This is a genomic window from Pseudonocardia adelaidensis (genome assembly GCF_039543345.1).
Classification (GTDB): domain Bacteria; phylum Actinomycetota; class Actinomycetes; order Mycobacteriales; family Pseudonocardiaceae; genus Pseudonocardia; species Pseudonocardia adelaidensis.
Map to the genome: position 1 here is coordinate 270120 of NZ_BAABJO010000001.1, position 26042 is coordinate 296161.

At 73.1% G+C, this 26042-nt stretch carries 22 protein-coding genes; 12 read left to right on the forward strand and 10 right to left on the reverse strand.

Features of this window, described 5'->3' with window-relative positions:
• Nucleotides 1-29: 29 nt before the first annotated feature.
• Nucleotides 30-2600 carry a carboxylate--amine ligase/circularly permuted type 2 ATP-grasp protein gene (locus ABEA81_RS01300; protein ID WP_345602634.1) on the forward strand — a complete coding sequence of 857 codons (2571 nt, stop codon included), beginning with the start codon at nucleotides 30-32 and terminating at the stop codon, nucleotides 2598-2600.
• A 32-nt stretch (nucleotides 2601-2632) separates the two neighbouring features.
• Here the strand turns inward: ABEA81_RS01300 and ABEA81_RS01305 are convergent, their stop codons facing one another.
• Entirely contained in the window at nucleotides 2633-2926 is a 294-nt protein-coding gene (locus ABEA81_RS01305) for a hypothetical protein (RefSeq protein WP_345602635.1), read from the reverse strand.
• 41 nt (nucleotides 2927-2967) lie between these two features.
• Between ABEA81_RS01305 and ABEA81_RS01310 the strand changes: the two genes are divergently transcribed.
• A complete protein-coding gene (locus tag ABEA81_RS01310; protein WP_345602636.1) occupies nucleotides 2968-3333 on the forward strand; it encodes an SDR family oxidoreductase in 366 nt (121 codons plus the stop codon).
• 51 nt (nucleotides 3334-3384) lie between these two features.
• Here the strand turns inward: ABEA81_RS01310 and ABEA81_RS01315 are convergent, their stop codons facing one another.
• Entirely contained in the window at nucleotides 3385-4278 is an 894-nt protein-coding gene (locus ABEA81_RS01315; protein WP_345602637.1) for a right-handed parallel beta-helix repeat-containing protein, read from the reverse strand.
• A 73-nt stretch (nucleotides 4279-4351) separates the two neighbouring features.
• Nucleotides 4352-5149, reverse strand: a complete 798-nt coding sequence (locus ABEA81_RS01320; protein WP_345602639.1) for an LLM class flavin-dependent oxidoreductase — start codon at nucleotides 5147-5149, stop codon at nucleotides 4352-4354.
• A 108-nt stretch (nucleotides 5150-5257) separates the two neighbouring features.
• Between ABEA81_RS01320 and ABEA81_RS01325 the strand changes: the two genes are divergently transcribed.
• Nucleotides 5258-7039: an N-acetylglutaminylglutamine amidotransferase gene (locus tag ABEA81_RS01325; RefSeq protein WP_345602640.1), complete on the forward strand. Its 1782-nt coding sequence runs from the start codon at nucleotides 5258-5260 to the stop codon at nucleotides 7037-7039.
• Between the two features lie 3 nt (nucleotides 7040-7042).
• Entirely contained in the window at nucleotides 7043-8902 is a 1860-nt protein-coding gene (locus tag ABEA81_RS01330) for a S9 family peptidase (RefSeq protein WP_345602641.1), read from the forward strand.
• Nucleotides 8903-9180: 278 nt separating this feature from the next.
• Here the strand turns inward: ABEA81_RS01330 and ABEA81_RS01335 are convergent, their stop codons facing one another.
• Nucleotides 9181-10713, reverse strand: coding sequence for a serine/threonine-protein kinase (locus ABEA81_RS01335; protein ID WP_345602642.1), 1533 nt, complete (start codon nucleotides 10711-10713; stop codon nucleotides 9181-9183).
• 330 nt (nucleotides 10714-11043) lie between these two features.
• On the opposite strand from ABEA81_RS01335, the gene ABEA81_RS01340 reads away from it, so the two are divergent.
• Nucleotides 11044-11577 (forward strand): CBS domain-containing protein, encoded by a 534-nt coding sequence (locus tag ABEA81_RS01340; protein ID WP_345602644.1) that lies wholly within the window; start codon nucleotides 11044-11046, stop codon nucleotides 11575-11577.
• A gap of 108 nt (nucleotides 11578-11685) precedes the next feature.
• Here the strand turns inward: ABEA81_RS01340 and ABEA81_RS01345 are convergent, their stop codons facing one another.
• A complete protein-coding gene (locus tag ABEA81_RS01345; RefSeq protein WP_345602645.1) occupies nucleotides 11686-12306 on the reverse strand; it encodes a mycothiol-dependent nitroreductase Rv2466c family protein in 621 nt (206 codons plus the stop codon).
• A gap of 164 nt (nucleotides 12307-12470) precedes the next feature.
• On the opposite strand from ABEA81_RS01345, the gene pepN reads away from it, so the two are divergent.
• Entirely contained in the window at nucleotides 12471-15020 is a 2550-nt protein-coding gene (pepN, locus tag ABEA81_RS01350; RefSeq protein WP_345602646.1) for an aminopeptidase N, read from the forward strand.
• Nucleotides 15021-15128: 108 nt separating this feature from the next.
• Here the strand turns inward: pepN and lipB are convergent, their stop codons facing one another.
• The 4 genes from lipB to ctaJ all read right to left on the reverse strand — a co-directional run bounded on the left by lipB (nucleotide 15129) and on the right by ctaJ (nucleotide 17128).
• Complete coding sequence (lipB, locus tag ABEA81_RS01355) at nucleotides 15129-15776, reverse strand: lipoyl(octanoyl) transferase LipB (protein WP_345602647.1); 648 nt, start codon at nucleotides 15774-15776, stop codon at nucleotides 15129-15131.
• Nucleotides 15777-16034 (reverse strand): hypothetical protein, encoded by a 258-nt coding sequence (locus tag ABEA81_RS01360; protein WP_345602649.1) that lies wholly within the window; start codon nucleotides 16032-16034, stop codon nucleotides 15777-15779. It lies immediately after the preceding gene.
• A 304-nt stretch (nucleotides 16035-16338) separates the two neighbouring features.
• Entirely contained in the window at nucleotides 16339-16866 is a 528-nt protein-coding gene (locus ABEA81_RS01365; RefSeq protein WP_425570411.1) for a DUF5130 family protein, read from the reverse strand.
• Nucleotides 16853-17128, reverse strand: a complete 276-nt coding sequence (gene ctaJ, locus ABEA81_RS01370) for an aa3-type cytochrome oxidase subunit CtaJ (protein WP_345602650.1) — start codon at nucleotides 17126-17128, stop codon at nucleotides 16853-16855. Before ctaJ ends, ABEA81_RS01365 begins: the two co-directional genes overlap by 14 nt.
• Before the next feature lie 445 nt (nucleotides 17129-17573).
• Between ctaJ and ABEA81_RS01375 the strand changes: the two genes are divergently transcribed.
• The 6 genes from ABEA81_RS01375 to ABEA81_RS01400 all read left to right on the forward strand — a co-directional run bounded on the left by ABEA81_RS01375 (nucleotide 17574) and on the right by ABEA81_RS01400 (nucleotide 24529).
• Entirely contained in the window at nucleotides 17574-18605 is a 1032-nt protein-coding gene (locus ABEA81_RS01375) for a Gfo/Idh/MocA family protein (RefSeq protein WP_345602651.1), read from the forward strand.
• 85 nt (nucleotides 18606-18690) lie between these two features.
• On the forward strand, nucleotides 18691-19800 hold the full coding sequence (locus ABEA81_RS01380) for a DegT/DnrJ/EryC1/StrS family aminotransferase (protein ID WP_345602652.1): 1110 nt from the start codon (nucleotides 18691-18693) through the stop codon (nucleotides 19798-19800).
• On the forward strand, nucleotides 19787-21214 hold the full coding sequence (locus ABEA81_RS01385) for a sugar transferase (protein ID WP_345602653.1): 1428 nt from the start codon (nucleotides 19787-19789) through the stop codon (nucleotides 21212-21214). The genes ABEA81_RS01380 and ABEA81_RS01385 overlap by 14 nt, the downstream gene beginning before the upstream one ends.
• A complete protein-coding gene (locus tag ABEA81_RS01390; RefSeq protein WP_345602655.1) occupies nucleotides 21211-22185 on the forward strand; it encodes a glycosyltransferase in 975 nt (324 codons plus the stop codon). The genes ABEA81_RS01385 and ABEA81_RS01390 overlap by 4 nt, the downstream gene beginning before the upstream one ends.
• Nucleotides 22182-23231, forward strand: coding sequence for a GNAT family N-acetyltransferase (locus ABEA81_RS01395; RefSeq protein ID WP_345602656.1), 1050 nt, complete (start codon nucleotides 22182-22184; stop codon nucleotides 23229-23231). The genes ABEA81_RS01390 and ABEA81_RS01395 overlap by 4 nt, the downstream gene beginning before the upstream one ends.
• Before the next feature lie 14 nt (nucleotides 23232-23245).
• Nucleotides 23246-24529 (forward strand): nucleotide sugar dehydrogenase, encoded by a 1284-nt coding sequence (locus tag ABEA81_RS01400; protein WP_345602657.1) that lies wholly within the window; start codon nucleotides 23246-23248, stop codon nucleotides 24527-24529.
• Here the strand turns inward: ABEA81_RS01400 and ABEA81_RS01405 are convergent.
• Complete coding sequence (locus ABEA81_RS01405) at nucleotides 24466-25938, reverse strand: O-antigen ligase family protein (protein WP_345602658.1); 1473 nt, start codon at nucleotides 25936-25938, stop codon at nucleotides 24466-24468. The genes ABEA81_RS01400 and ABEA81_RS01405 overlap by 64 nt on opposite strands.
• Nucleotides 25939-26042 lie beyond the last annotated feature (104 nt).

A 26042-nucleotide genomic window follows, 5' to 3' on the forward strand; every position in this document is an offset into this window, starting at 1 on the left:
TGCAACATCGGTGTGGCACGGTTCGCTCCATGGGCGACCTCCCGCTGCTCGGCGTCGAAGAGGAGTTCCACGTCGTCGACCTGGGGTCCCGCCGGGCCGCGCCGCAGGTCGACGCGCTGCTCGCCCAGCTCGACGGCACGGAGTTCGCGCCCGAGCTGCAACGCTCGCTGGTGGAGACGAACACGCCGCCGTGCGGCACGCTCGACGAGCTGCGCTCCCACATCACGCGGCTGCGGGGGCGCCTCGACGCCGTCGCCGAACCGCTCGGGCTGGGGGTGGTCGCCGCCGGCACCGTGCCCCTCGCCGAGACGGGCGGCGATGCCGTCTCGGCAGGAGCCCGCTACGAGAAGATGCAGCACGAGTACCAGATCCTGGTGCGCGAGCAGCACATCTGCGGTGCGCAGGTGCACGTGGACGTGCCCGACCGCGATCTCGCGGTGCAGGTCGTGCGCCGGGTCGCGCCGTACCTGCCGCTCCTGTTGGCGGTATCGGCCAGCTCGCCGTACTGGAACGGCCGGGACTCCGGCTACGCCAGCTTCCGGTCCATGGTGTGGTCGCGCTGGCCCACCGCGGGTCCGCCCGCCCACGTCGAGACGGCGGCGGACTACGACGCACTGGTCGCCGACCTGATCGCGTCCGGCACGATCAGCGACCCGGGGATGGTCTACTTCGACATCCGGCCCAGCGCCCACCTGCCCACCGTCGAGCTCCGCGTGTGCGACGCCTGCCCGGACGTCGAGGACGTCGTGCTGATCGCCGGGCTCTTCCGCGCGCTGGTCGGCAAGGCGCGCGCGGACATCGCGGCCGAGCTGCCGCCGATGGACGTGCGGCACGAGCTGCTGCGGGCGGCGTCCTGGCGGGCGGCCCGCTCCGGGCTGGAGGGCGACCTGGTCGACCTCGTCGGGCCGTCGCTCGTCGCGCCCGCGCTGCTGATCGGTCAGCTCGTCGACCAGCTGCGCCCGCAGCTGGAGGAGCTCGGCGACTGGGAGCAGGTGCTCGAGCTCTCCCAGGCCACGATCTCCCGCGGCAGCGCGGCGGCCCGGCAGCGCCGGGTGTTCGGCCGCCGGGGCGAGCTCGCCGACGTCGTGGACGTGCTGATCGCGGGCACCCAGGGCCGCACGCTGCGCACCGAGCCACCATCCACCGTGCCCAGCACCCCCGGGCTGCTCGTCGGCTACCACGAGGACGGGCGCGCGGCCTACGACGAGGCGGTGAGCGCGGGCGGCACCGTGCTGCCGCACTACGGGTGGATGTTCCGCACCCTCGACCGGCTGGGCCCGCGCGGCATGCGGGCCGCCCGGGCGGCGCTGCGCACGGAGCAGCAGGCGCGGGGCGTCACCTTCCGGGTGGGCGAGGGCGACACCGACCGGCTCTTCCCGCTCGACCTCGTCCCGCGGCTCATCACCTCCGAGGACTGGGAGAACCTCTCGGCCGGGCTCGCGCAGCGCGTGCGCGCCCTGGAGGCGTTCCTGCGCGACGCGTACGGCGACCGCAAGATCGTCGCGGACGGGGTGGTGCCGGCCGGGGTCGTGGACGGCGCACCGGGCCGGAGCCGGCAGGGCAGGCTGGTGCCCGCCGACGCCGTGCGGATCGCGGTGGCCGGCATCGACCTCGTCCGCGACCGCGCCGACCACTGGTTCGTGCTGGAGGACAACCTGCGGGTGCCGTCCGGGATCGGGTACGCGCTGATCAGCAGGCGCCTGATCCGCAGCGCGATGCCCGACCTCGAGCCGCCCGCCGGGGTCGTCGGGGTCGAGGGCGTGCCCGGCATGCTGCGCTCGGCCCTGCTGTCGGCCACCGAACCCGACGCGCCGGGGCACGACGAGGTCGCGGTGCTGTCGGCGGGCCCGTCCGACTCCGCCTACTTCGAGCACCGCCTCCTCGCCGACCGGATGGGGGTTCCGTTGGTGACCCCGCGCGACCTGCAGGTCACCGAGGACGGCGTCCACCTGGTGAGCATCGGGGCCCGGCGCAGGCTGTCGGCGCTCTACCGCCGCCTCGACGAGCGCGAGCTCCTCACGGCGACCGGCGCGGACATGCGCCCGATCGGCCGGGCCCTGTCGAACGCGGTGGCCCGCGGCACCGTGGCCGTGCTCAACGCGCTGGGCAACGGCCTCGCCGACGACAAGCTCGTCTACGCCTACGTGCCGCAGATGATCCGGTACTACCTGGGCGAGGACGCGCTGCTCGACAACGTCCCGACCTACCCCTGCGTCGACCCGGACCGGCGCGAGGAGGTGCTCGACCGGCTCCACGAGCTGGTGCTCAAGCCCGTGGACGGCTACGGCGGGCAGGGCATCGTGATCGGCCCGGACGCCGGCCGGGCCGAGCTCGCCGAGCTCGAGAAGGCGGTGCGGGCCGACCCGGCGGGCTGGGTGGCGCAGGACGTCGTGCACCTGTCCACCCACCCGACCCTCGCCGGCGACCAGCTGGAACCGCGGGCCGTCGACCTGCGGGCCTTCGTGCTCCAGTCGCGGCTGGGCGACCGGACCGCCGTGGACGTCGCCCCGGCCGCCCTGAGCCGCGTGGCGCCGGCCGGGACCATGATCGTCAACTCGTCCCGCGGGGGTGGGGCGAAGGACACGTGGGTGCTGCGCTGACCTCCATCGGTCGAGAGCGGAGCGCGTCGACGTCAGAGTGGAGCGGCCGGGGTGCCGACCCCGCGGAGCAGGGTGTCGATCAGCTGGGTGGCGAGCGTGTCGATGTCGGGGGCGGACTCGGCGACGACGTCCTGGCAGGCCTCGTGGATCAGGGCGTAGTACACCCGGCGGGCCCAGACCGGGTCGACGTCGGAGCGCAGCGCCCCGGTGTCCCTCAGGCGCCGGAACAGCCGGTCGCACGTGTCGAGCATCCGGCACTGGATCTCCTCCACCTCCTCGCCCTTGGCGAGGGCGCTGTCCATCGCGAAGCCCCAGGAGATGTTCACCCGGAGCACGTTCGCGGTGGCCCGGTAGAGCGCGACCAGGGGTGGCGCGGTGTCCGGGCGGGCCGGTCCCCTCCACGACGGCGAAGGCCGCGCTGACCGCTCTCGGCAAGGCGCTGGCCGAGGAGTTCGGACCGCAGGGCGTGCGCGTCAACACCGTGTCCCCGGGGCCGGTGCGCACGGCGCTCTGGGAGCACCCGGTGTCCTACGGCGGCCAGCTCGCCGCCAGGCTCGGCGTACCGCACGACCAGCTGCTGGCAGCCCTGCCGGCGCAGGCGGGGATGCTGACGGGGCGGCTCATCGAGGCCGGTGAGGTCGCTGACCTGATCGTGCAGCTCTGCTCGCCGCGCGCGGGCAGCATCACGGGCGCCGACCACCTGATCGACGGCGGACTGGTGAAGAGCGCGTAGGTCCTCGAGACGCGGAGCGGGGGCTGACGGCCCGGGGTTCGGGAGAGAGCGTCAGTCGCCGGTGACCCGCCCGTAGCCCGAGCCGAGGACGTTGTCGCGGATGGTGATCCCCGAGCTGCCGTCGGTCTGCTGGACGGCCTTGCGGCCCGCGCCCGCGAAGGTGTTGTTCTGGATGACGAAGTCGTGCGCGTCCCGCAGCGCGATCGTCTGGTTGGCATAGCACCGGAAGTAGTTGCGCTCGATCACCCAATCCCTGGTGACCCCGCCGCCGCCCCCACCGCCGTCGCTGCTGCGCGGGCCCTCCACCATCAGGCACTGGTGGAAGTTCGGGTCCTCGCAGTGGTTGTCGGCGATCACGGCGCCCGCGCTGCCCCCGCCGGTGCGCGGGGTCGCGTAGGTCTGCATGCAGTCGAGGTGGGCGTCCTCCTGGGCGCCCTTGAGGATGTCGAAGAACCGGTTGCGCAGGATCTTCGCGCCGTCACCGAAGAAGCGCAGCCCGTCGATGTCGTCGCCTGCGTAGTAGACCTGCGAGATCGTGTTGTCCTGCACGGCGTTGTTCGCGCCCTCGGTCCACACGCAGTTGCCGGCGCAGTTGGTGAAGGTGAAGTTCTGGACGGTGACGTTGTCCGCGTTCACCGTGATGCCGGGGGCGCTGTGCCCCTGCCCGTCGATGATCTGGTTTCCCGTGGTGACCGTGATCCGGGACGTCTGGTCCCCGGTGATGCACACGACCCCGGGCGCCGAGCAGTACGCCGAGGCGGCGGGCGGCTCCAGCCGCTCCCCGTTCGACGCGCTCCGCACCTCGGACGCCGCCGCGGTGCCTGCCCACAGCGCGGGCAGCAGGAAGGCGACCGTGGCGAGCACCGCGAGCAGCGAGGAGAACGGGCGGCGGCGCGACGGCGGCCGCACGGCGTGGCCGCCGGCATTGCCGGGACTCTCCTCCATCAACTCCTGCTCCGGATCACGGGGACGGTGCGCAGCAGCTCCTTTCTACCCAGCCCGAGTGGATCTCGCGGGGCTACCCCCGCTTCGCGCAGGCCGCGATGAGCGGCAGCGGGTCGGGCGCCTCCCCCGTCGGCTGGAACACGACGGTGCCGGCGCCGATCCCGGCGAGGGTGGCGACCGACTCGTCGATCCGCGCGGCCACGTCCGGCGCTGCCGCGTCGACCTCGACGAAGACGACCGTGTCGAACGGCTCGTCGGCGCGGCCTGCGGCCCTGCTCGCCGCGGCCGCGATGGCCACCCCTTCCCGGACCTGGTCGAGGCTGAGCACCGAGTCGAGGATGACGCCGTCGGCCACCTCACCGGCCAGGCCCACCGTCTTGGGCCCACGGCCACCCACGAGCAGCGGCGGCGGGGACGCGGGGGGCCAGTCCAGCGCGACGTCACGCAGGCGCACGTAGCGGCCCTCGACGTCGACGGTGCGGCCGTGCAGGAGGTCCCGGACCGCGGTGGTGTACTCGCGCAGCAGCGTCATCGGTGACGGGACCCGCGCCCCGACCTGCTCCATCCACTCCAGCACGCCGTGGCCGAGCCCGGGGTGGAACCGTCCGGGGAACATGCGGGCGACGGTGGCGATCTCCATCGCGGCGAGCGCCGGGTTGCGCAGCGGCACCGGCAGCAGCCCGACGGCGACGTGCAGCCGCTCCGTGCAGGCCAGCGCCGCCGTCGCCGCGCTGAGGCCGCCCTCGCAGAAGCAGTCCTCCCACAGCCACAGCTGGGCGATGCCCGCCGCCTCGGCCGACCGCGCGACCTCGCGCAACTCCTCGGGCGGCGACTGCGGGCGGAAGGTCACGCCGATCGTCGGATCCGTCACGGGGCCGATCACACCATGCGGGCCCGACACGAACTGGAAACACGTCGCGGCTTGCGCCGGGGCCCCACCGCGTCGTCCACTCGACGCAGGACGATCGGGAGGCAGCCCATGTGCGGGATCGCCGGCGAGATCCGGTTCGACGGCGTCGAGCCGGACGTCGCGGCGGTCGCACGGATCACCGCCGAGATGCACCGCCGCGGCCCGGACGGCTCGGGGGTGTATGCGGCGGGCGCCGTCGCGCTCGGGCACCGGAGGCTGAAGATCCTGGACCTGTCCGAGCGCGGCGCACAGCCGATGGTCGACCCGGAGCTGGGGCTCGCCGCCACGTTCAACGGGCTGATCTACAACTACCGGGAGCTGCGCGCCGAGCTCGAGGCCGCCGGCTACCGGTTCTTCTCGACGTCCGACACCGAGGTGTTGCTCAAGGCGTTCCACCGGTGGGGCGCGGCGTGCGTGGAGCGGTTCCTCGGGATGTTCGCGTTCGGGGTCGTCGAGCGCGACACCGGAACGCTGACGCTGGGCCGTGACCGGCTGGGCATCAAGCCGCTCTACGTCAGCGAGTCCCCCGACCGGCTGCGGTTCGCCTCCGCACTGCCCGCGCTGCTCGCCTGCGGCGGCATCGACACCTCGATCGACCCGGTCGCGCTGCACCACTACCTGACGTTCCACTCCGTCGTCCCCGCGCCGCGCACCATCCTCGCCGGGGTGCGCAAGCTGCCGCCCGCCACCGTCCGCACGATCCGGCCGGACGGCAGCAGCGCCGAGCGCGTGTACTGGCGGCCCGAGCACGTCCGCCGCCCGGAGCACGCCGGCATGGGCGCGCGGGACTGGGCCGACGCCGTGCTGGAGGCGCTGCGGCTCGCGGTGCGGCGGCGGATGGTCGCGGACGTCCCGGTGGGCGTGCTCCTGTCCGGAGGGCTGGACTCCTCGCTGGTGGTGGCGCTGCTGGCCGGGGAGGGCCAAACCGGGCTCGAGACGTTCAGCGTGGGCTTCCACGCCTCCGCGGGCGAGGCGGGCGACGAGTTCGAGTTCTCCGACCTGATCGCGCGCGACTTCGCCACCGACCACCACAAGATCCTGGTCGACCCCGCGCGGATGCTGCCCGCGGTCGACGCCGCGATCGGGGCGATGGCCGAGCCGATGGTGAGCCACGACTGCGTGGCGTTCCACCTGCTCGCCGAGGACGTGTCGAGGTCGGTCACCGTGGTGCAGTCCGGCCAGGGCGCCGACGAGGTCCTCGCCGGCTACGACTGGTACCCGCCGCTCGCCTCCGTGCCGCGCGAGCGCGGGCCCGAGGCGTACGCGGAGGTCTTCACCGACCGCCCGCACGCCGAGCTCGCCGAGATCCTCGAACCCGAGTGGCTGCTCGACCACGACCCCAGCCGCGCGTTCGTCGCCGAGCACTTCGCCGCGCCGGGCGCCGACGAGACGCTCGACGCCGCCCTGCGGCTCGACTCGACCGTCATGCTGGTGGACGACCCGGTGAAGCGGGTCGACAACATGACCATGGCGTGGGGGCTCGAGGCGCGGGTCCCGTTCCTCGACCACGAGCTGGTGGAGCTGGTGGCAGCCTGCCCGCCTTCGCTGAAGCTCGCCCACGGCGGCAAGGGCGTGCTGAAGGACGCGGCGCGCGGAGTGGTCCCGGACGCCGTCATCGACCGGCCCAAGGGGTACTTTCCCGTTCCGGCGATCAGGCACCTCGAAGGGCCGTTCCTGGACCGGGTGCGCGACGCCGTCACGGACCCCGTCGCGAAGGCCCGGGGCCTGGTCCGCCGGGACTGGCTGGACACCATGCTGGCCGACCCGAACACGAAGAGAACGAACCTGGGCTCCAACGCGTTGTGGCAGGTGGCGCTCTTGGAGATGTGGCTGCAGGAAAGGGGGCTGTGAGAGATGGAGCACGTGGGGTTCACCGAGCGACGTCTCGCCCGTCTCGGCGGCGGCACGGACGCCCCCGGGCTGTTCGCCCCCCGCTTCTTCCATCCGGCCCCGTCGCCGGACGGTGCCCTGCTCGCCTGGATCTCCGACCGCGACGGCCGGCCGCGCGCCTGGGTCGCCCCGCTCCCGCCCGCAGGCAGGACGGTGGTCGAGCCGGACCGGCCGCTGCCCGCCGACGGCGACGTCGAGACGATGTGCTGGTCGCCCGACGGGCTCTGGATCGCGTGCCAGGTGGCCCCGCACGGCGGCGAGCGCACGCGCGTGCAGGTCGTCTCGCCGGACGGGGGCGAGGTGCGCGACCTCGCGCCCGGCGCCGCGGCCACCACGCTCGGGGTGTGGTCCCCCACCGGCCGCCAGCTCGGCATCACGATCTTCGCGGAGGGGTCCGGCGACGGGCAGGCCTGCCTCGTCGACCTGCGCGACGGCACCTCCACCGTGCTCGCGTCCGGCCCGGCGGCGCACGTGTGCGCGGTGAGCGGCGACGGCAGGCGGGCGGTCGTGCGGCTCGGCCCCCGTGGGGCCCGCCGCCTCGAGCTGGTCGACCTGCGCAGCGGTCGGCGCACCGAGCTCCTGCCCGGCGGCGCCAATGTGGCCGACGCCCGGTTCGGCGTGGCAGGGCGCCAGCTGTACGTGCACACCGACGCGGGGCGCGAGCGCCCCGCGCTGCTCGCCGTCACGCTGAGCGGGTCCAGCGGGGTGTCCACCGTCTACCCCATCGCCGAGCGCCCGGACGACGACCTCGACCTGGTGTCACTCGACCCCGCGGGCGTGCGGGCCGCGCTCTCGTGGAACGTCGACGGGCGCAGCGAGGTGGAGCTGCTCGACCTGCGCTCCGGGCTGCTCGAGCCGGTCGTCCCGGTGCCCGGCGACGTCGTCACGAACGCCGCGTTCACCCTCGACGGCACCGCCCTGCTCGTCGCGAACGAGGGCCCCGCGGTCTCACCGCGGCTCTCGCGGATCGGGCTCGACGTCCACGGCGTCGCCACCCCGCTGCTGCGCCCCGCCAAGCAGTTCGGCGCCTCGTTCGTGGAGCCCACGCTGCACGAGTTCCGCGGCGAGGACGGGCTGCGCCTGTCGGGCTGGCTCTTCCGGCCGAGCGGCGCCCTCGGCCAGGTGCCCACGCTGATCTGGCTGCACGGCGGCCCGGAGGCGCAGGAACGGCCCACGTTCCAGCCGCTGTTCCAGGCGCTGGTCGCCGAGGGCGTGGCCGTCTTCGCCCCGAACGTGCGGGGCTCCGGCGGCTACGGGCGCACGTTCACCACCGCCGACGACGGCGCCCGCCGGTTCGCGGCGATCAACGACGTGCGTGCGTCCGTCCAGTTCCTGGTCGCGGCCGGTCTGGCCGACCCGGACCACGTGGGGGTCTCCGGCCGCTCCTACGGCGGTTACCTCACCCTCGCGGCGCTGGCCTGGTTCCCCGAACTGTTCACGGTCGGCGTCGACATCTGCGGCATCTCCGACTTCGCCACGTTCTACGCGCGCACCGAACCGTGGATCGCCAGCGCGGCCGCCACCAAGTACGGCGACCCGCACGCGGACGCCGCCCTGCTGTACGAGCTCTCCCCGCTGCACCGCGTCGACCACATCACGGCACCGCTGCTCGTGGTGCACGGCGCGCACGACACGAACGTGCCGCTCGCGGAGGCGCAGCAGGTGGTGGACGCCCTGCGCGAGCGCGGAGCGAGCCCGGGCTTCCTGCTCTTCGACGACGAGGGCCACGAGGTGCGCGGCACCGACAACCGCGTGGTGTTCGTCCGGGAGGTCGTGCGCTGGGTCACCGCGCACCTGCGGGGGCTCTCCGAGCAGACCGCCTGACGCCTGGATGGTTGATTCCTGGGTTCTCAGTGGTCGAGGGCGAATCGGGGAGCGCTCGACCGGGGCGTCGTCGCGGCGGTCGGGGCGCACGACGGTGATACCCGGGGCCGCCATGCACGTGGTGTCCTCGGAGGTGCCGCACGCGCACCGGATCGCCGACCAAGGCGAAATGGTGGCCGAATGATCTCCGGGAGAAGGACCCACGGTCTTGCCCATGGGAACCCAACCGTCTTGGAGCGCGCTGAAGGGCCCCGACCTACTGCGCGACCCCCGGGCTCCTACAGCTTGCTGAACGACTGGATGACGGGCTGCCCGTCGGGTCCGGTGCCCACCACGAACCGGTACGGCTCGCTCGACGTGCCGCCGTCGCGGCGGGTGAACACCACGGTGCCCTCGACCGTGCCGTCGCCGGTCTGGCGGACGTTCTGCAGGCTCACCGACGCCATCCCGGCCCAGAAGCGGTCGTAGCCGCTCTGCCCGCCGGACCGGCTCTGCGCCTCCGGCCCGAGCAGCCGCCACGCGGTGGCGGTGTCGCCGGGCAGCAGACCGTAGTAGTTCTGGACGAACGCGACGGCGTCCGACGCGGGGACGGGGGCCGAGGTCGGCGTCGTGGTGGGCGGCGCCGTGGTGGGCGCCGTGGTGGGCGGCGTCGTGGTGGCCGGGGGCGCCGTGGTCGCCTGCGCGCCGGTGGTCGGTGCGGCGGGGGCGCTGGTGGCGGCCGGCTGGGCGGCGGGGGTGCCGCCGGGGTCGGCGTTCGCGCCGCTGGTGAGGATCGCGACGGTGACGCCCGCGCCCACCGCGAGGATGGCGAGCACACCGAACAGCAGCGGCATCCGCCGGCTGCGGCGGCGCGGCGGGGCGGGCGGCGGCACGTCGGACAGGGTGGGCGGCCCCGACCGGGCGGGCGGCGCGGTCGCGGGCTTTGTCGCCGGCACCGTGGCGGCGAGCGGCGCCAGCCCGGAGTCGCCGCCGGTGGCCACCGCGGCGAGCGCGTCGCGGGCCTGGGACGCCGTGGGCCGGTCCCCCGGCTCCCGGCTCAGCAGCCGCATGATCACGTCGACGACCAGGCCCTGCTGCTTCGGCGGGCGCACCTGCTCGGTGGCGACCTTGTGCAGGAGGGCGTAGGCGTTGTCGTCGAGCCCGAACGGCGGGGTGCCCTCGACGGCGGCGTACAGCGTGGCGCCGAGCGCGAACACGTCGGACGCGGCCGTGGGGTTGAGCCCGCGCGCCACCTCCGGCGACAGGAACGCGGGCGTGCCGGCGATCAGTCCCGTGCGGGTGAGCTGCACGTCGTCGACCGCGCGGGACACCCCGAAGTCGGTGAGCTTGACGCGCCCGTCGTCGGCGATCAGCACGTTGCCCGGCTTGACGTCGCGGTGGGTGACGCCTGCGAGGTGCGCGGCGGCGAGGCCGTCGGCGACCTGGCGCCCGATGTCGCCGACCTGCTCCTGCGGCAGCGGCCCCTTCTCCCCGAGCAGCTGCGCAAGCGACCGCGAGGGGAGGTACTCCATCACCAGCCAGGGCCGGTCCTCGTGCACCACGACGTCGAACATGCTGATGACGTGGGCGTGCTGCAGCCGGGCCCCGATCCGCCCCTCCCGCAGGATGCGTTGGCGCGACACCTCGAGGGCGTCGTTGCCTGCGGCGGTGGGCGGCGCGGCGGCCGCGAGCAGCTCCTTCACCGCCACCGTGCGGTTGAGCAGCTCGTCCGTGGCGCGCCAGACGGCCCCCATGGCACCAGCGCCGATGCGCTCGTCGAGCCGGTAACGACCGCCGACGCGGACCGGGGTGTCATCGGATGGGGGGGTCATCGCCCGCAAGGGTATCCAGGTGCGCCGAGAGCATGCTCAAGGCGGTGCCCATCCGCGAACGGGTTACCACACGTGCTCCGAAACGGGTCACCGCGCGGCCCGAGCGATACCCACAGCAGCGCCGCTGCGCCCGACGTGGCAGTGCGCGCGGCACGCGGTCCGTCGATCGGCGCGGACGCGACGCACGGCGGCGGGGTCGGTCGCGACGCATGCGGCGCCACCCGTGCAATTGCCTGCTGAGCAGCCGATTCCCGGCCGTCCCTACCGTTCGGCGCACGAGATCAGGCATCGGTGACAGACGGTGCGACTTTCCGGTGACGACGCTCTCGCGTGGCGGCACGAGAGGCCCGGCAGGAGCACGATGGTCACATCGCGCAGCACAGTCGGGCGCTCCGCGAGCTCACCGCGGCCGGCAGCGAAGGGGAGAAGATGAAGATCGCCGACATCCTCGAGACCAAGGGCTCCACCGTTCACTCCGTGCTGCCGTGGCTCACGGTGACCGAGGTCGTCGACCGGCTCGGCAGGCTCGGGATCGGGGCTGTGCTCGTGTGCGACGAGAAGAGCGCCATCGCGGGCATCGTGTCCGAACGCGACATCGTCCGCGCCCTGCGCCAGCACGGCGCCTCGCTCCTCACGATGCCCGTGAGCGAGGTCATGACCCACTACGTCCAGACGACCCACCCGGACGAGACGGTCGCCCACGCGATGGCACGCATGACCGCGGGGCGCTACCGCCACCTCCCCGTCATCGACAACGGCCGCCTCGTCGGCATGGTCAGCATCGGCGACCTGGTCAAGCACCGCGTGCGCGAGATGGAGCTGGAGACGGGCGTCCTGCGCGACGCGTTGATCTCGCGATACTGACCCTCGTTGCGGTAAATCCACTTTCATGCCACCTGACGGCGTGGAAGTGGCTTTGCCGCAATGCGGTCTGCGGCGCTCGCTGCAGGCCCGACTTCTGCCGGTGACCGCCTACTCGAACGCCGGGTCCTCCGTGCGCGTGCGCTTGAGCTCGAAGAAGTGGGGGTAGGACGCCAGCAGGCGCGCCCCGTCGAACACGCGGCCCGCGTCCTCACCACGCGGGATGCGGGAGAGCACCGGTCCGAAGAACGCCACGCCGTCGACGTGGATGGTCGGGGTGCCGACGTCCAGGCCCACGGGGTCCATCCCGCTGTGGTGGCTCGCCTTGAGCTCCTCGTCGTACTCGGTGCTCGTGGCGGCGTCGGCGAGGGTGGCGGGCAGGCCCAGCTCGGCGAGGGCCTCCTTGATGACGACGTCGAAGTCCTTGTTGCCCTGGTTGTGGATGCGGGTGCCGAGGGCGGTGTAGAGGGGCTCGAGGACGTCGTCGCCCTCGGAGCGCGCGGCGGCGATCGCGACCCGGACCGGGCCCCAGGCGCGGTCCATGAGCGCCCGGTAGTCCTCGGGCAGGTCCCGGCCCTCGTTCAGCACCGCGAGGCTCATCACGTGCCAGTCGATCTCGACGTTGCGTACCTCGCGCACCTCGAGCATCCAACGCGAGGTGATCCACGCCCACGGGCAGAGCGGGTCGAACCAGAAGTCGACGCGGGCGGGCTCGGCGGGTGCGCTCGTCACGGCTGCTCCTCGGGGTCAGGTGCTCGCTCTTCCCCGGCACCAACTCACCGGGGGGTACCCGCATTCCGCGCGGCCCGCCCGATCTCGACGGCGCCGCGCGGACTCACGTGGTTGGATCGGCAGCCAGTCCGAGCGTCCCACCGACCCAGGAGTGCCGAGTCCGTATGGCCCCTCCCAACCTGACCCGCACCGACGCCGAGCGCCGGGCCGCGCTGCTGGAGGTCGTCGACTACGCCGTCGAGCTCGACCTCACCGACGGAGCCGGAAACCCGGGTGACGCGACGTTCGCCACCACCACGACCGTCCGCTTCCGTTGCGCCGAGCCCGGCGCCGCGAGCTGGATCGACTTCGTGGGCACCGAGGTCGCCGAGGCCACGCTGAACGGCGAGCCGCTCGACGTGGCCGGCTACCGCGAGGAGGACGGGATCGCGCTGCCCGGGCTGGCCGCCGACAACGAGGTGCGGGTCGTTGCCACCGGCCGGTACATGAACACCGGCGAGGGGCTGCACCGGTTCGTCGACCCGGTGGACGGCGCGGTCTACCTGTACTCGCAGTTCGAGACGGCCGACGCGAAGCGGATGTTCGCCTGTTTCGACCAGCCCGACCTGAAGGCCAGGTACACCCTCACGGTCACCGCGCCCGAGGACTGGAAGGTCGTCTCGAACGCGGTTGCGGAGAGCGTCGGGGACGGCGTGCACCGGTTCGCGACGACCGAGGTGATGTCCACCTACCTGGTGGCGCTGATCGCGGGCCCGTACGCGGAGTGGCGCGACGAGCACAGAGACGATCAGGGGGAAATCCCTCTCGGTATCTACTGCCGCGCCTCGCTCGCCGAGCACATGGACGCCGAGCGGCTGTTCACCGAGACCAAGCAGGGCTTCGACTTCTACCACCGCAACTTCGGCGTGCGGTACCCGTTCGGCAAGTACGACCAGCTCTTCGTGCCCGAGTTCAACGCGGGCGCCATGGAGAACGCGGGCGCGGTGACGTTCCTGGAGGACTACGTCTTCCGCTCCCGCGTCACCCGTTTCCTCTACGAGCGCCGGGCCGAGACCGTGCTGCACGAGATGGCGCACATGTGGTTCGGCGACCTCGTCACCATGCGCTGGTGGGACGACCTGTGGCTGAACGAGTCGTTCGCCACCTTCGCGTCGGTGCTCTGCCAGGCCGAGGCCACCGAGTACACGGAGGCCTGGACGACGTTCGCCAACGTGGAGAAGTCCTGGGCCTACCGGCAGGACCAGCTGCCCTCCACGCACCCGGTGGCCGCCGACATCCCCGACCTGCAGGCCGTCGAGGTCAACTTCGACGGCATCACCTACGCCAAGGGCGCATCGGTGCTCAAGCAGCTCGTGGCGTACGTCGGGCTGGAGCCGTTCCTGGCGGGGCTGCGCACCTACTTCCAGCGCCACGCCTGGGGCAACGCCACGTTCGACGACCTGCTGGCTGCGCTCGAGGAGTCGTCGGGCCGCGACCTGTCCGGCTGGGGCGCGCAGTGGCTGCGCACCACCGGGCTCAACCTGCTCCGCCCGTCGTTCGAGGTGGACGGTGACGGCCGCTTCACCCGGTTCGCCGTGGTGCAGGGGGGCGCGCGGCCGGGGGCGGGCGAGCTGCGCACCCACCGGCTCGCCGTCGGCGTCTACGACGACCGGGACGGCAAGCTGGTGCGCACCCACCGCGTGGAGGTCGACGTCTCCGGCGAGCGCACGGAGGTTCCGGAGCTCGTCGGGGTGCCGCGCGGGAAGCTGGTGCTGGTCAACGACGACGACCTCACCTACTGCGCCCTGCGCCTCGACCCCGGATCGCTCGCCACGCTGGTCGACCGCATCGGCGACATCGCCGAGCCGCTTCCCCGCACGCTGTGCTGGTCGGCCGCCTGGGAGATGACCCGCGAGGCCGAGCTGAAGGCCCGCGACTTCGTGGCGCTCGTGGCCGGCGGCTTCGGGGCGGAGTCCGAGGTGGGCGTCGTGCAGCGGCTGCTGATGCAGGCCCAGACCGCGGTCGCGTCCTACGCCGACGAGCAGTGGGCCGCGGAGCGCGGCTGGCCGCTCCTGGTCGACTCCCTGCTGTTCCGGCTCTCCACGGCACCCGCCGGCTCGGACGCGCAGCTGGCCGTGGTCAACGCGCTCACCGGCAGCGTGCTCTACCAGCCGGTGCTGGAGGGCATGCGCGGGTGGCTGGACGGCGTAGACGTGCCGGACGGGCTCACCGTCGACACCGACCTGCGCTGGCGCCTCCTGCACGCGCTCGTGGCACACGGCCACGCGCGCGAGGCCGAGATCGACGCCGAGCTGCAGCGCGACCCCACCTCCACGGGGCAGCGCCAGGCCGAGCGCGCCCGCGCGCTGATCCCCACGGCCGAGGCCAAGGAGCGCGCCTGGAACCGCGCCGTGCACGACGACGAGATCCCCAACGCCGTGCAGGAGGCCATCATCAGCGGCTTCGCCCACCCGGCACAGCGCGGGCTCCTCGGCGGGTACGTCGAGCGCTACTTCGCCCAGGTCGCCGAGGTGTGGTCGCGGCGCACGAGCGAGCGGGCCCAGCAGGTGGTGGTGGGCCTGTTCCCGTCGTGGGCGGTGGACAAGTCCACGGTGGAGGCCGCCGACGCGTGGCTGGACGACGAGTCCCACCCTCCGGCGCTGCGCCGCCTGGTCTCGGAGGGCCGCGCCGGGATCGTCCGCGCGCTGGGGGCGAGGGAGTTCGACCGGTCCTGACCGACCGTCGCGACGGAGAGGCGCTCGCACCCCGACTCCGGTGCTCACACACGAACTGCAGTTGGTGTGTGAGCACCGCGATTGGTGTGCGGGCCCCGTCGGCCGGACTCAGCGGGCGCCGAGGGCGTGGGCGAGGGCGTCGCGGACCTCGGGCTCCTTCGGGGGCTCCTCGCCGCGCTCGTCGGCGAGCACCCGCAGGGACGTGATCGGGTCGGCCAGTCCACAGGAGACGAACTGGTCGAAGGCCGTCATGTCGGGGTCGACGTTCAGCGAGAAGCCGTGGCTGCTGACGCCGCCGCGGATCCGCATGCCGATCGAGGCGATCTTGCGGTGGTCGGGCGTCCACACGCCGACGAGGCTGGAGCCGCCGGGCGGGGTCTGGCGGCGGACGGCGGGGAAGCCCAGCGCGTCCAGCGCGGCGATGAGGCCCTGCTCCATCCAGCGGACGACGTCGGCGGGTCCGCGCTCGCGCACGTTGGCGACGAGGTAGCCGACGATCTGGCCGGGCCCGTGGTAGGTGGCCTGCCCGCCCCGGTCGACCTCGACCACGGGGAGGCCGGACGCGGCCGGGGGGAGGTCGGCGGGCGATGTCCGCGACCCGTAGGTGACGACCGGAGGGTGGGAGAGCAGGAACAGCCGGTCGCCCGCCGTGCCCGCCTGGCACTCCGCCACCCAGCCCCGCATGGCCGCGGTGGCGGCCTCGTACTCGACCTCGCCCAGATCGACGCGGGTGAGATCAGGGAATACCTGCCCCACTCAGCGGTCGAACCCCACACTGCGCAGGAAGCGCCGCCACGCACTGTTGGCCGGGCGGTACTCGCCGCAGGTGGTGCGGCCGCAGGCGCCGCAGTCGGTGCCGGGCCGGTAGTGCTCGTGCGCCTGCGGGCCGTGGCCGCAGGTGCACGGGTCGACGACGGTGTCCTGTGCCGGCGGCTGGGGCGGGTCGGCGGGCACCGGCAGCGACTCCCGCCGCTGCACCGGGAAGGAACTCTCGAGGTCCGGGATGACCGGCATACCCGTGGGTGGCGTGAGGACGGACGAGCCTGCAGTGCCCCGCCGCCCGCGACGCTGCCCATCGCCGGCTGAATGTCCCGTCGCCGCGTCACCCATGTAGGTCCCTGCCCTTCATCAGTCCGTGGCCCCCGAGAGGGCCGTGGACGCACAGTATGCGACGAAGGCCACTGGGTCGACCATCACCAACTCCGGTTGAAGCTCGGAGGTTACGGCCGATCGGTTACCGGTCGAGCTGCGCGTACGGGTGAGGTACCCGGCGGCGAACGGCCGGGAAACGGCGCTCAGGGGTGACGGGTGGGCGGGCTCAGTGGGTGCGGCGACGGCTGCCCGCCTGGTCTGCGAGCATGCGCAGGCCGCTCAGGAGGCCGCCGAGCAGGTCACCCTCCCGGAAGGACGCCACCATGCTCATCACGGCCAGCTTGGCGCCGCGGTCGGGCAACCGGGTGCGCGCCTCGGCACCGCTGAGCACCTCGACGAAGCGCTGCCCGGGGCTCACGGCCACGAGCACGGCCTCGGCGGAGCCCTCGAGCTGGTCGTGCAGTTCGGCGACGCGGGCCGACGGGTCGGGGCCGAGGTCACCCAGGTACACGCTGAAGCGAAGGCCGGTCTCCCGGCTGGTGAGCGTGAGCGCCTCGTCCAGCCGCGTCATCTGGACCGGGGTGAACGGCTGGTCGGCCCGCGACGGCTCCTCGAACTCCTCCGCGCGCGAGATCCGGCCGGACGCGGTGACGACCGCGCCGACGGGCAGGTCCTCGGTGCCGGGGTGGACGACGGCCGTGCCGGTGCCGCCGTGGTCGGTGGTGCTTCCCGGGGTCGTCTCACCAGCTGCCACGGGCACCTCCTCGCTCGGCGCCGGCGCGGGCGCCCACGAGTGCGGGGCCGCGGTCGGCGGACTGGTCGCCTGCGTGGCCCCCGGCCGGCAGGTGCGCACCCTGTGGGTTGGCCGTCCACCACATCGGTTCGTGCGGCCACGGCTGCCCCACGCGGTACCGGGGCCTGCGGGCCATCCGCGGTGCGATCACGAGCAACGCGATACCCAGGTACAACGCCGCCGCCGGCACCGCGAAGTAGAGGATCGTCTCCCACACGCTCACGTGCTCAGACGATAGTCGACCGCCCGCGGGCCCCAGGCCGCAGGGCGCCCGCGGAGCCGCCGCCGCCAGGACGGGCAGGCATCCGCAATAGGTATGTCCATTCGGCGGATCTCGGGCCAGGCAAGGATGGCCTCACCCAAATTATTGACCCGTTCGCAGTAGCAGGCTGGGCCAGATGTGTTGTACCGTGTCGCCCAAACGCCGACCTGAGAAAACCCTGTAACACCCCCTCCTATTCTCCAGATAGCCAGAACAGGCGGCGGGCTCGGCATTTCGGGTCCCGTCGGCGGGGTTCGTGATCATCTGGGGCACTGAGCGCGAACACCGCCCGGGAACCGCGGATGCGGAGTCACCGCCAGGACGGCGGCGCATCTCCGCGCCGACGTCGGTCAGGGGGAGCATCGCAGGGTCTGGGGGACCGGTGGCGAAGCGAGTGGGTACTCGGGTGGCCGTTGTGGGATATGGCTACTGGGGGAGCAAGCACGTCCGCGTGCTGAGCACGATGCCGGACGTTGCCGTCGTGGTCGTGGACGAGCACGTCGGGCGGCTCGAGGAGGCGGTGGCCTACTACCCGTCGATCGAGCGAACGGCCACGTCCCTCGCGGACGTGATCGACGACATCGACGCCGTGCTGGTGGCCACGCCACCGGCGGGCCACGCCGAGATCGCCCTGCAGGCGATCAACGCGGGCAAGCACGTGCTCGTCGAGAAGCCGATGGCCACGTCGGTCGCGGACGCAGAGGCGATGGTGCTCGCGGCCTCCGTGCACGGCGTGCAGCTGATGGTCGGGCACACGTTCGAGTACAACGCCGCCGTCCGTAGGCTGCGGGAGATCATCCGTTCGGGTGCGCTCGGCCGCGTCCTCTACATCGACTCGGCCCGGCTGAGCCTCGGCCGGTACCAGCGCGACGTGAACGTGATCTGGGACCTCGCCCCGCACGACATCTCGATCGCGTCGTACCTGCTGGACGAGCTGCCGGTCGCGGCATCGGTCTGGGGCGACCGCAACGTCACGCCGTGGCGCGAGGACGTCGCGTACCTGCGGCTCGACTTCCCGCAGACGCGCGCGTTCGTGCACGTGAGCTGGTTGAACCCGAACAAGGTGCGCCGCACCACGGTGGTCGGCGAGCGGAAGATGGCCGTCTACGACGACATGTCCGACAACGAGCGGATCCGGATCTACGACATCGGGGTCGACCCCGCGAGCATCGACGACCCGCACAGCGCCCACGAGCGGCCCGTGAGCTACCGCACCGGTGACATCGTCTCCCCGTTCGTGCCGTTCCACGAGCCGCTGATGACCCAGGACCGGGCCTTCGTCGAGTCGGTCCGCAGTGGCACCCCCCCGGAGACGCCGGGCGAGCGCGGCCTCGACATCGTGCGCGTGCTCGCGGCCACCGACGCCGCACTGGTCACCGGGCGAACGGCCCCGGTGCTGAAGCCCGCGCACATCGCCGGCGTGCGAGCCGTCTCATGAGCGAGCTCGCGAGCGGATCAACGGCACAGGGCCTGCGCGCTGCGTTGTTCCACTCTGGGCGGCCCGAGCGCAGCGGGGGCCAGCGATGAGCGGAGCGGTCGCCGTCCCGTTCCTCGACCTCGCCGCGGTGCACCTCGACCTGCGCGACGACCTCGACGTCGCGTGGAAGGAGGTGCTCGCGCACGGGCGGTTCATCGGCGGCCCCGAGGTCGCCGCGTTCGAAGCGGAGTTCGCCGCCCACTGCGGGGTGGGGCACGGCGTCGGGGTCGGCAACGGCACCGACGCCCTCGAGCTGATCATGGCCGGGCTGGGGATCGGGCCCGGCGACGAGGTGATCGTGCCGGGGAACACGTTCGTCGCCACCGTCGAGGCGGTGCGGGCGGTGGGCGCGCGGCCGCGTTTCGTGGACGTGCGGCCCGACACCCTGCTCGCCGACCCGGCCGCCGTGGCCGCCGCCATCACGCGGCAGACGGCCGCGATCGTGGCCGTCCACCTGTTCGGGCAGATGGCCGACGTCGACGCGCTGGCGCGGCTCGCGAGCCAGCACGGCGTCGCGCTGATCGAGGACGCCGCGCAGGCCCACGGGGCCCGGTACCTGGGCAGGCGCCCCGGCGGCTGGGGTGCGGGCGCCGCGTTCAGCTTCTACCCGGGCAAGAACCTCGGTGCGCTCGGCGACGGCGGCGCGGTGGTCTCCGACGACGCACAGCTGATCGACAAGATCCGCCTGCTCGCCGACCACGGCCGCTCGCCCAGCGACCGCTACGTCCACGAGGCCTCCGGTCGCAACAGCCGGCTGGACACGCTCCAGGCGGCGGCGCTGCGGATCAAGCTCGCCCGGCTGGACCGGATGAACGCCGCGCGGGTCGCGGTGGTCGAGCAGTACCGGCGCGGGCTGCCGTCGTGGTGCGTCCCGGTGGCCGAGGACCCGGCCGCCGAGGCCGTCTACCACCTGGCCGTGGTCCAGGTGCCCGATCGGCCCAGGGTCACGGCCGCCCTCGATGCCGCCGGCATCGGCTGGGGGCTGCACTACCCGGTCCCCTGCCACCGGCAGCCTCCGTTCGCCGAGTACGCCGACGGGCCGCTCCCCGTGGTGGAGGCGGCCGCCGAGCGGATCCTGTCGCTCCCGCTGTCGCCCGGGATGACGCCGGAGCAGGTCGATCTGGTCTGCGAGGTCCTCCACGATGTCCCGATCTGACCGCGCCCGCCGCACACCGTTGCTGCGGGCGCCCCGCGTGTTGATGTACCACTACTTCGGCGACGCCCCCGGCGCCGACCCGGAGCAGCTGTTCGTCCGCGAGGAGGCGTTCGCCGCGCAGCTCTCGCACCTGCGCCGCCGCGGCTGGCACCCGCTCACCCTCGACGAGTACCTGGCCGCGCTCGACGGGGCGCCGACCCCGCGCCGCTCCTACCTGGTCACGATCGACGACGGCCACGAGTCGGCGGTCCGGATCGCCGCCCCCGCCCTCCGGGCCGCCGGGGTGCCGTCCGTGCTGTTCGTCTGCCCGGACCGGGTCGGCGGGAGGGCCGAGTGGACGGCCGCGTACTCCGGCGAGCGGCTCGCGCCCGCCGAGGAGCTGAAGGGGCTGCCGGACCTCGGCATGGAGCTGGGCGTCCACGGCGCCGACCACACCCGCATGGCCGGGATGGACGACTCCACCCTGCGGGTCCACGTCGCCGACGCCCGCAACCGGCTCGAGGCCACCACCGGGGTGCGGGCCCGGGCGTTCGCCTACCCGTACGGCACGCACGACCCCGCGGCCCGGGCCGCCGTCGCCGCCGCGGGCTACGACGTGGCGTTCGCGGTGGCGCGCGAGCACGGCCGCTTCGCGGTGGACCGCGTGTTCGTCCGCAGCACCGACTCGCTGCTGCGGTTCCGGTTCAAGCTGTCCACGCCGTACCGGCTGATCTCCCGGGTCGGCGGGCGCGCGTGGCGGCTGCGGCACGCGGTCCGCGGGATCGGGGCGCGGCTGCGCAACCCGGTGTCCGCACGCGGCGCCGCGATCGTGCGCCGGTTCGTCGACGTGGTCGTCTCGGGTGCGGCGCTCGTGGCGCTCGCGCTCCCGATGCTCGCCATCGCCGCCGCCATCCGCATCGAGAGCCGCGGTCCGGCCCTGTTCCGGCAGCAGCGGGTGGGGCTGCGCCGCCGCCCGTTCGAGATGCTGAAGTTCCGCACGATGCGGCCGGGCGGCGACGACCACGCGTTGCGCGACCTCATCGCGCGCGAGCTGCGGGGCGAGGACACCGTCGTCAACGGCAGCTCCAAGCTCGACGGCGACACCCGCATCACCCGGGTCGGCCGCTTCCTGCGCCGCACCAGCCTCGACGAGCTGCCGCAGCTGATCAACGTGCTGCGCGGCGACATGACGCTCGTGGGCCCCCGGCCGTGCCTGGAGTGGGAGGCCGAGATGTTCCCGGCCGAGTACGCGGCCCGGTTCGACGTGCCACCGGGCCTCACCGGGCTGTGGCAGGTGAGCGGGCGCAGCGCCCTGGGCACGCTCGACATGCTGCGCCTCGACGTCCGCTACGTGGAGGAGCGCACGCTCGCGCGCGACCTGGAGATACTGGTGCGCACGGTGCCCTCCCTGCTGGGCGGGGGCGGGTCGCGGTGACCACGGTCCTCGTCGCGACGACGGGCGGTCACCTCACCCAGCTGCACGCGCTGGCGGAGCGCATCCCGCCCGACCCCGACGCGGTCTGGGTCACCCACGCCAACGAGCAGAGCACCTCGCTCCTGGCCGGCCGCGACGTGGAGTACGTCCCGTACGTCGGGCAGAAGGACGTGCCGGGCGTGCTGCGGTGCATGCTGCACGCCCACCGGCTGTTCCGGGCCCGGCGCCCGACGCGCGCGGTGTCCACCGGGTCGGGCATCGCGCTGGGGTACCTGCCCTACCTCGCGGCACGCGGGGTGGAGTGCCACTACATCGAGAGCGCGGCACGGGTGGGTGGGCCCTCGCTCACCGGCCGCATCCTGCGCTGGGTCCCCCGGGTGCGCACCTACACCCAGTCCCGGCAGTGGAGCGGCGGACCGTGGCGCTACGGGGGCAACGGGTTCGACGTGTACGAGGCGGTGCCGGCGAAGCGGGTTCCCGGCGACCGCGTCAAGGTCGTCGTCACGGTGGGCACCGCCGCCGAGTTCCCGTTCCGGCGGCTCGTGCTCCCCCTGGCCAAGCTGCTCGCCGCGGACGGCGCCCTCGAACAGGCGCTCGGCCGGCCGGTCGATGTCCTGTGGCAGACGGGGTGCACACCGGTCGACGACCTGCCGATCACGGCCACCCCGTTCCTGCCCGCGGCGGAGCTCACGAGCGCGCTCGCGGAGGCGGACATCGTGGTGAGCCACGCGGGCACCGGTTCCGCGCTCGCCAACCTGGCTGCGGGCCGGTTCGCCGTGATGGTGAGCCGGGAGGCGGAGTTCGGCGAGGCGGGTGACGACCACCAGCGGGAGCTCGCCGACGAGCTGGCGGCGCGCGGCCTCGCGCTGCACCGCGGGCCCGCCGACATCACGGCGGACGACCTCGTCTCCACGCTGTCCACGGCGGTGCGCAGGGTGTCGGAGGTCCCGCCGTTCGAGCTGCGGGAATGAACGCAGTGAGCGTCGTCGCGGCCGACCCCGTCACCGATCCGCGGTGGGGCGGGCTCGCCGCGGGGCCGGCGGGGAGCCTGTTCACCTCGCCGCCGTGGATCAGCGCGGTGTGCCGGTCCTACGGCTTCACGCCGCAAGCCCGGATCGCGCTCGACGCGGCGGGGGAACCGATCGGCGGGTTCGCCTGGGTCGCCGTGGAGGACGTGCGCGGTCGCCGCCTCTCGAGCCTGCCCTTCTCCGACCGTGCCGACCCGCTCGTGACCGATCCCCCGGTCTGGACCGCCCTCCTGGACGCGGCGAAGACCGGCGACGACCAGCTCACGCTGCGCTGCCTGGACGACTCGGCCGCGCTCGCCGACCCGCGGCTGCGCGCGATCGGCGCGGCGGCCTGGCACGGCACTCCGCTGGACGCCGGGATCGACGCGCTGCACCGGCGGATCTCCGGCACGTCCCGCCGCAACATCGCGGCGGCCGGGCGGGCCGGGGTCCACGTGGAGGTCCGCGACGACCTGGACGCGGTACGTGCCTTCCACCGCCTGCACGTCGGGCTGCGCAAGCACAAATACCGGCTGCTCGCACAGCCTCTCGAGTTCTTCGAGAACATCTGGCGTGAGTTCCACGAGGGTGGACGCTGCGTCACCCTGCTCGCCACGGTCGGCGGCGAGGTGATCGCGGGCGCGATGTTCCTCGAGTGGAACGACGTCATCTACTACAAGTTCGGCGCCTCGGTGCCGGAACACCTGCGGGCACGCCCGAACGACGCCGTCTACTGGACGGGGATCCAGCGCGGCGTCGAGCGCGGCATGCGGCTCGTCGACTGGGGCTTGTCCGACCTCGACCAACCCGGCCTCGTCGGGTTCAAGAGGAAGTGGGCGAGCGACGAGCGCCGCATCGTCACATTGCGCTCCGGTGCCTGGTTGCAGGCGCCCGAGCAGGAGGAGTTCGGGCGTGAGCTGGGCGAGCTGACCCGCCTGCTCACCGACGCTTCGGTGCCCGACGAGATCACCGCGCGGGCGGGCGCGCTCCTCTACCGCTACTTCTGCTGAGGGGGAAACCAATCATGACGGTCGTCGCCGGTCCAGTTGCCGCCGGGAGAGTTGTCGTCGTCGGGCAGGGTTACGTCGGGCTGCCGCTCTCCGTGCGCGCGGTGCAGGTGGGGCACGACGTGGTCGGGTTCGACCTGGACAAGCACCGCACCGACCAGCTGCGCCGCGGTGAGAGCTTCATCGACGACATCAGCGACGAGGACATCGTGGCCTGCCTGCGCACGGGCCGGTTCACACCCACCGACGACCCGGGGGAACTCGCGGGCTTCCGGGTCGCCGTCGTGTGCGTGCCCACGCCGCTGCGCGACGGGGCGCCCGACCTGTCCTACATCGAGGAGTCGGCTCGCATCCTCGCGCCGCACCTCACGGCGGGCGCCTGCGTCGTGCTCGAGTCCACGACCTACCCGGGCACCACGGAGGAGGTGTTCGGGCCGATCCTCGAGGCCGGGTCCGGGCTCGAGGCGGGCACCGACTTCCACCTCGGGTACAGCCCCGAGCGGATCGACCCGAACAACCCCACCTGGCGCCTGCAGAACACCCCGAAGATCGTCTCCGGCGTCGACGAGGACTCCGCGGCAGCCGTGCGGGCGTTCTACGACACGATCGTCGACCGCACGGTGCCCGCTCTCGGCACCCGGGAGGCCGAGCTCGCGAAGCTGCTCGAGAACACGTTCCGGCACGTCAACATCGCGCTGGTCAACGAGCTGGCGATGTACTGCCACGAGCTGGGCATCGACGTGTGGTCGGTCGTGGACATGGCGGCCACGAAGCCGTTCGGGTTCATGAAGTTCACGCCCGGACCGGGTGTGGGGGGCCACTGCCTGCCGATCGACCCGTCGTACCTGTCGTGGCAGGTGCGCCGCTCGCTCGGCCGCACGTTCCGGTTCGTCGAGATCGCCAACGACGTGAACGACAACATGCCCACCTACGTGGCCGCCCGGGTCACCGAGCACCTGAACCGCCGGAAGCTGGCGGTCAACGGCAGCAAGGTGCTGCTCGTCGGGCTGACCTACAAGCGCAACTCCGGCGACGCCCGCCAGAGCCCCGCCGTGCCGGTGGCGCACCGGCTCGCCGACCTCGGCGCAGAGCTGTCAGCGATCGACCCGAAAGTGGACGCTGCGGACGTGCCGGACGGCGTACAACTGGTCGAGTGCACGCCCGAGGTGCTCTCCGGCTCCGACGTCGTGGTGATCCTCACCGACCACGACGACATCGACTGGGAGCTCGTCGCGCGTCACGCCGACCGGGTGCTGGACACCCGCAACCGGCTCTCCGGTTCAGGGGTGGACCGGCTGTGATCCCCGCCCGAGCGGTCCGCGTCCGACAGCGCTGCCACGATCCCGGCGAGCCCGAAGAACAGACTGAACACCGGCGGGCCTGTGAACGTCACGGTGGCGACGGACTGCACGAGGCACGCCACCATCCACCCGATGGTCACCAGCCCCACCCAGCGCAGCAGTGGCGGCCGCGACGAGCGCCACAGCCTCCGGGCCGCGAGGTAGATCGCGACCAGACCGGCCACGAAGGCGATGGTGCCGAGGAAGCCGCTCTCGCCGATGATCGCAGGCCACTCGGTGTCGGTGAGGAAGCGCCCGTCCTCCGCGGTGCGGCCCAGCCCCCAGACGTCGGGGAAGCCGCGCACGACGTACTCGGGGCTGTAGTTCTCGGCGGCCGTGGCCGACCCGTACCGGCCGAACCCGGCGCCGAGGGGGAAGTGGTCCGCGGCCACGTCGAAGGAACCGATGGTGAGCACCGTGCGGGCCGCCGAGGTGGCGGCGTTCGGGTCGAGGTACTCCTGGTAGGTCTCCGTCACGACGGTGGAGATCGGCGTCGCCAGCACCACCGCCGCGAGGGGGGCGCAGACGGCCACGGCGAGGAGCGCCCCCTTGGAGCGCGTCACCGCCTTCACCCAGATCCATGCCGCCACGAGGCTGCCGATGGCGGTGCGACGGGCGGACAGCACCGAGCCGAACGCAGTGGCGATCATGAGCACGAAGGTCAACGCGCTCTTGCGCACCGCAGCCCGCCACGCGGTGAGCGCGATCGCCGACAGCGACATGAACTGCCCGAGGTCGATCGGGTGGCTGAACGGGCCGACGAGGGACGGGAGCGCACCGCGGGCCTGCACGGCGTTCTCGTCGCTCGCCATGAACGCGTTCCAGGAGTCCTCCAGCACGAAGTTGGCCGCAGTGGCCACGAGGCAGAAGCCGATGAGGACCACGCCGGCCCTGGCCGCGGAGCGCAGGTGTCGCTCCTCCCAGTCGACCTGGGCCACCGCCCACGCGAACACGAGGCCCTTGGCCGTCACGAAAGCACCCGTGAGGAAGATGTCGGGCGCCACCCCGAGGAACAGGCCGCCCAGCAACCCCGCAACCACGAAACCGGCGAACCACCACTGCCCGGGGAACACGCGCAGCGACCGCCGTGCGGCGAGCCTGCGCAGTGGCAGCACGAAGGCGCAGAGCAGCACCATCGCCTCGTCCAGGTAGCTCAGCTCCGGCACCGGCACCAGGTGCATCAGCGGGCGGACGAACAGCGCCGCGAGGACGGCGAGCCCCACGGTGGTGCGCGGGGCCGCCACCGCCACGAGCAGGAGCACCGCGCCCGCGAGGGCGGCCACGGCAGCGATCGGCTGCACCACGGCGAGCGCACCCAGTGCGGCCGCCGCGAGCGCCCACGGCCACACCGGCCGGCTCAACACGGTCATCACATCCAAGGTGCCAGGCTGACGAGCACTGGTGCAAGGCGCGCTCCCCCACCCTGCACGTCCGGAGACCGAAGATTGCGACGGGCTGATTCCCGGGGGCGAAA

Excerpts from the sequence above, each read along its gene's own strand:
- ABEA81_RS01395 (WP_345602656.1), top strand. The coding sequence starts at position 22,182 with ATGAACGCAGTGAGCGTCGTCGCGGCCGACCCCGTCACCGATCCGCGG.
- ABEA81_RS01360 (WP_345602649.1), bottom strand. The coding sequence starts at position 16,034 with ATGCCGGTCATCCCGGACCTCGAGAGTTCCTTCCCGGTGCAGCGGCGG.
- ABEA81_RS01380 (WP_345602652.1), top strand. The coding sequence starts at position 18,691 with ATGAGCGGAGCGGTCGCCGTCCCGTTCCTCGACCTCGCCGCGGTGCAC.
- ABEA81_RS01400 (WP_345602657.1), top strand. The coding sequence starts at position 23,246 with ATGACGGTCGTCGCCGGTCCAGTTGCCGCCGGGAGAGTTGTCGTCGTC.
- ABEA81_RS01335 (WP_345602642.1), bottom strand. The coding sequence starts at position 10,713 with ATGACCCCCCCATCCGATGACACCCCGGTCCGCGTCGGCGGTCGTTAC.
- ABEA81_RS01300 (WP_345602634.1), top strand. The coding sequence starts at position 30 with ATGGGCGACCTCCCGCTGCTCGGCGTCGAAGAGGAGTTCCACGTCGTC.
- ABEA81_RS01325 (WP_345602640.1), top strand. The coding sequence starts at position 5,258 with ATGTGCGGGATCGCCGGCGAGATCCGGTTCGACGGCGTCGAGCCGGAC.
- ABEA81_RS01315 (WP_345602637.1), bottom strand. The coding sequence starts at position 4,278 with ATGGAGGAGAGTCCCGGCAATGCCGGCGGCCACGCCGTGCGGCCGCCG.
- ABEA81_RS01385 (WP_345602653.1), top strand. The coding sequence starts at position 19,787 with ATGTCCCGATCTGACCGCGCCCGCCGCACACCGTTGCTGCGGGCGCCC.
- ABEA81_RS01405 (WP_345602658.1), bottom strand. The coding sequence starts at position 25,938 with ATGACCGTGTTGAGCCGGCCGGTGTGGCCGTGGGCGCTCGCGGCGGCC.
- ABEA81_RS01330 (WP_345602641.1), top strand. The coding sequence starts at position 7,043 with ATGGAGCACGTGGGGTTCACCGAGCGACGTCTCGCCCGTCTCGGCGGC.
- pepN (WP_345602646.1), top strand. The coding sequence starts at position 12,471 with ATGGCCCCTCCCAACCTGACCCGCACCGACGCCGAGCGCCGGGCCGCG.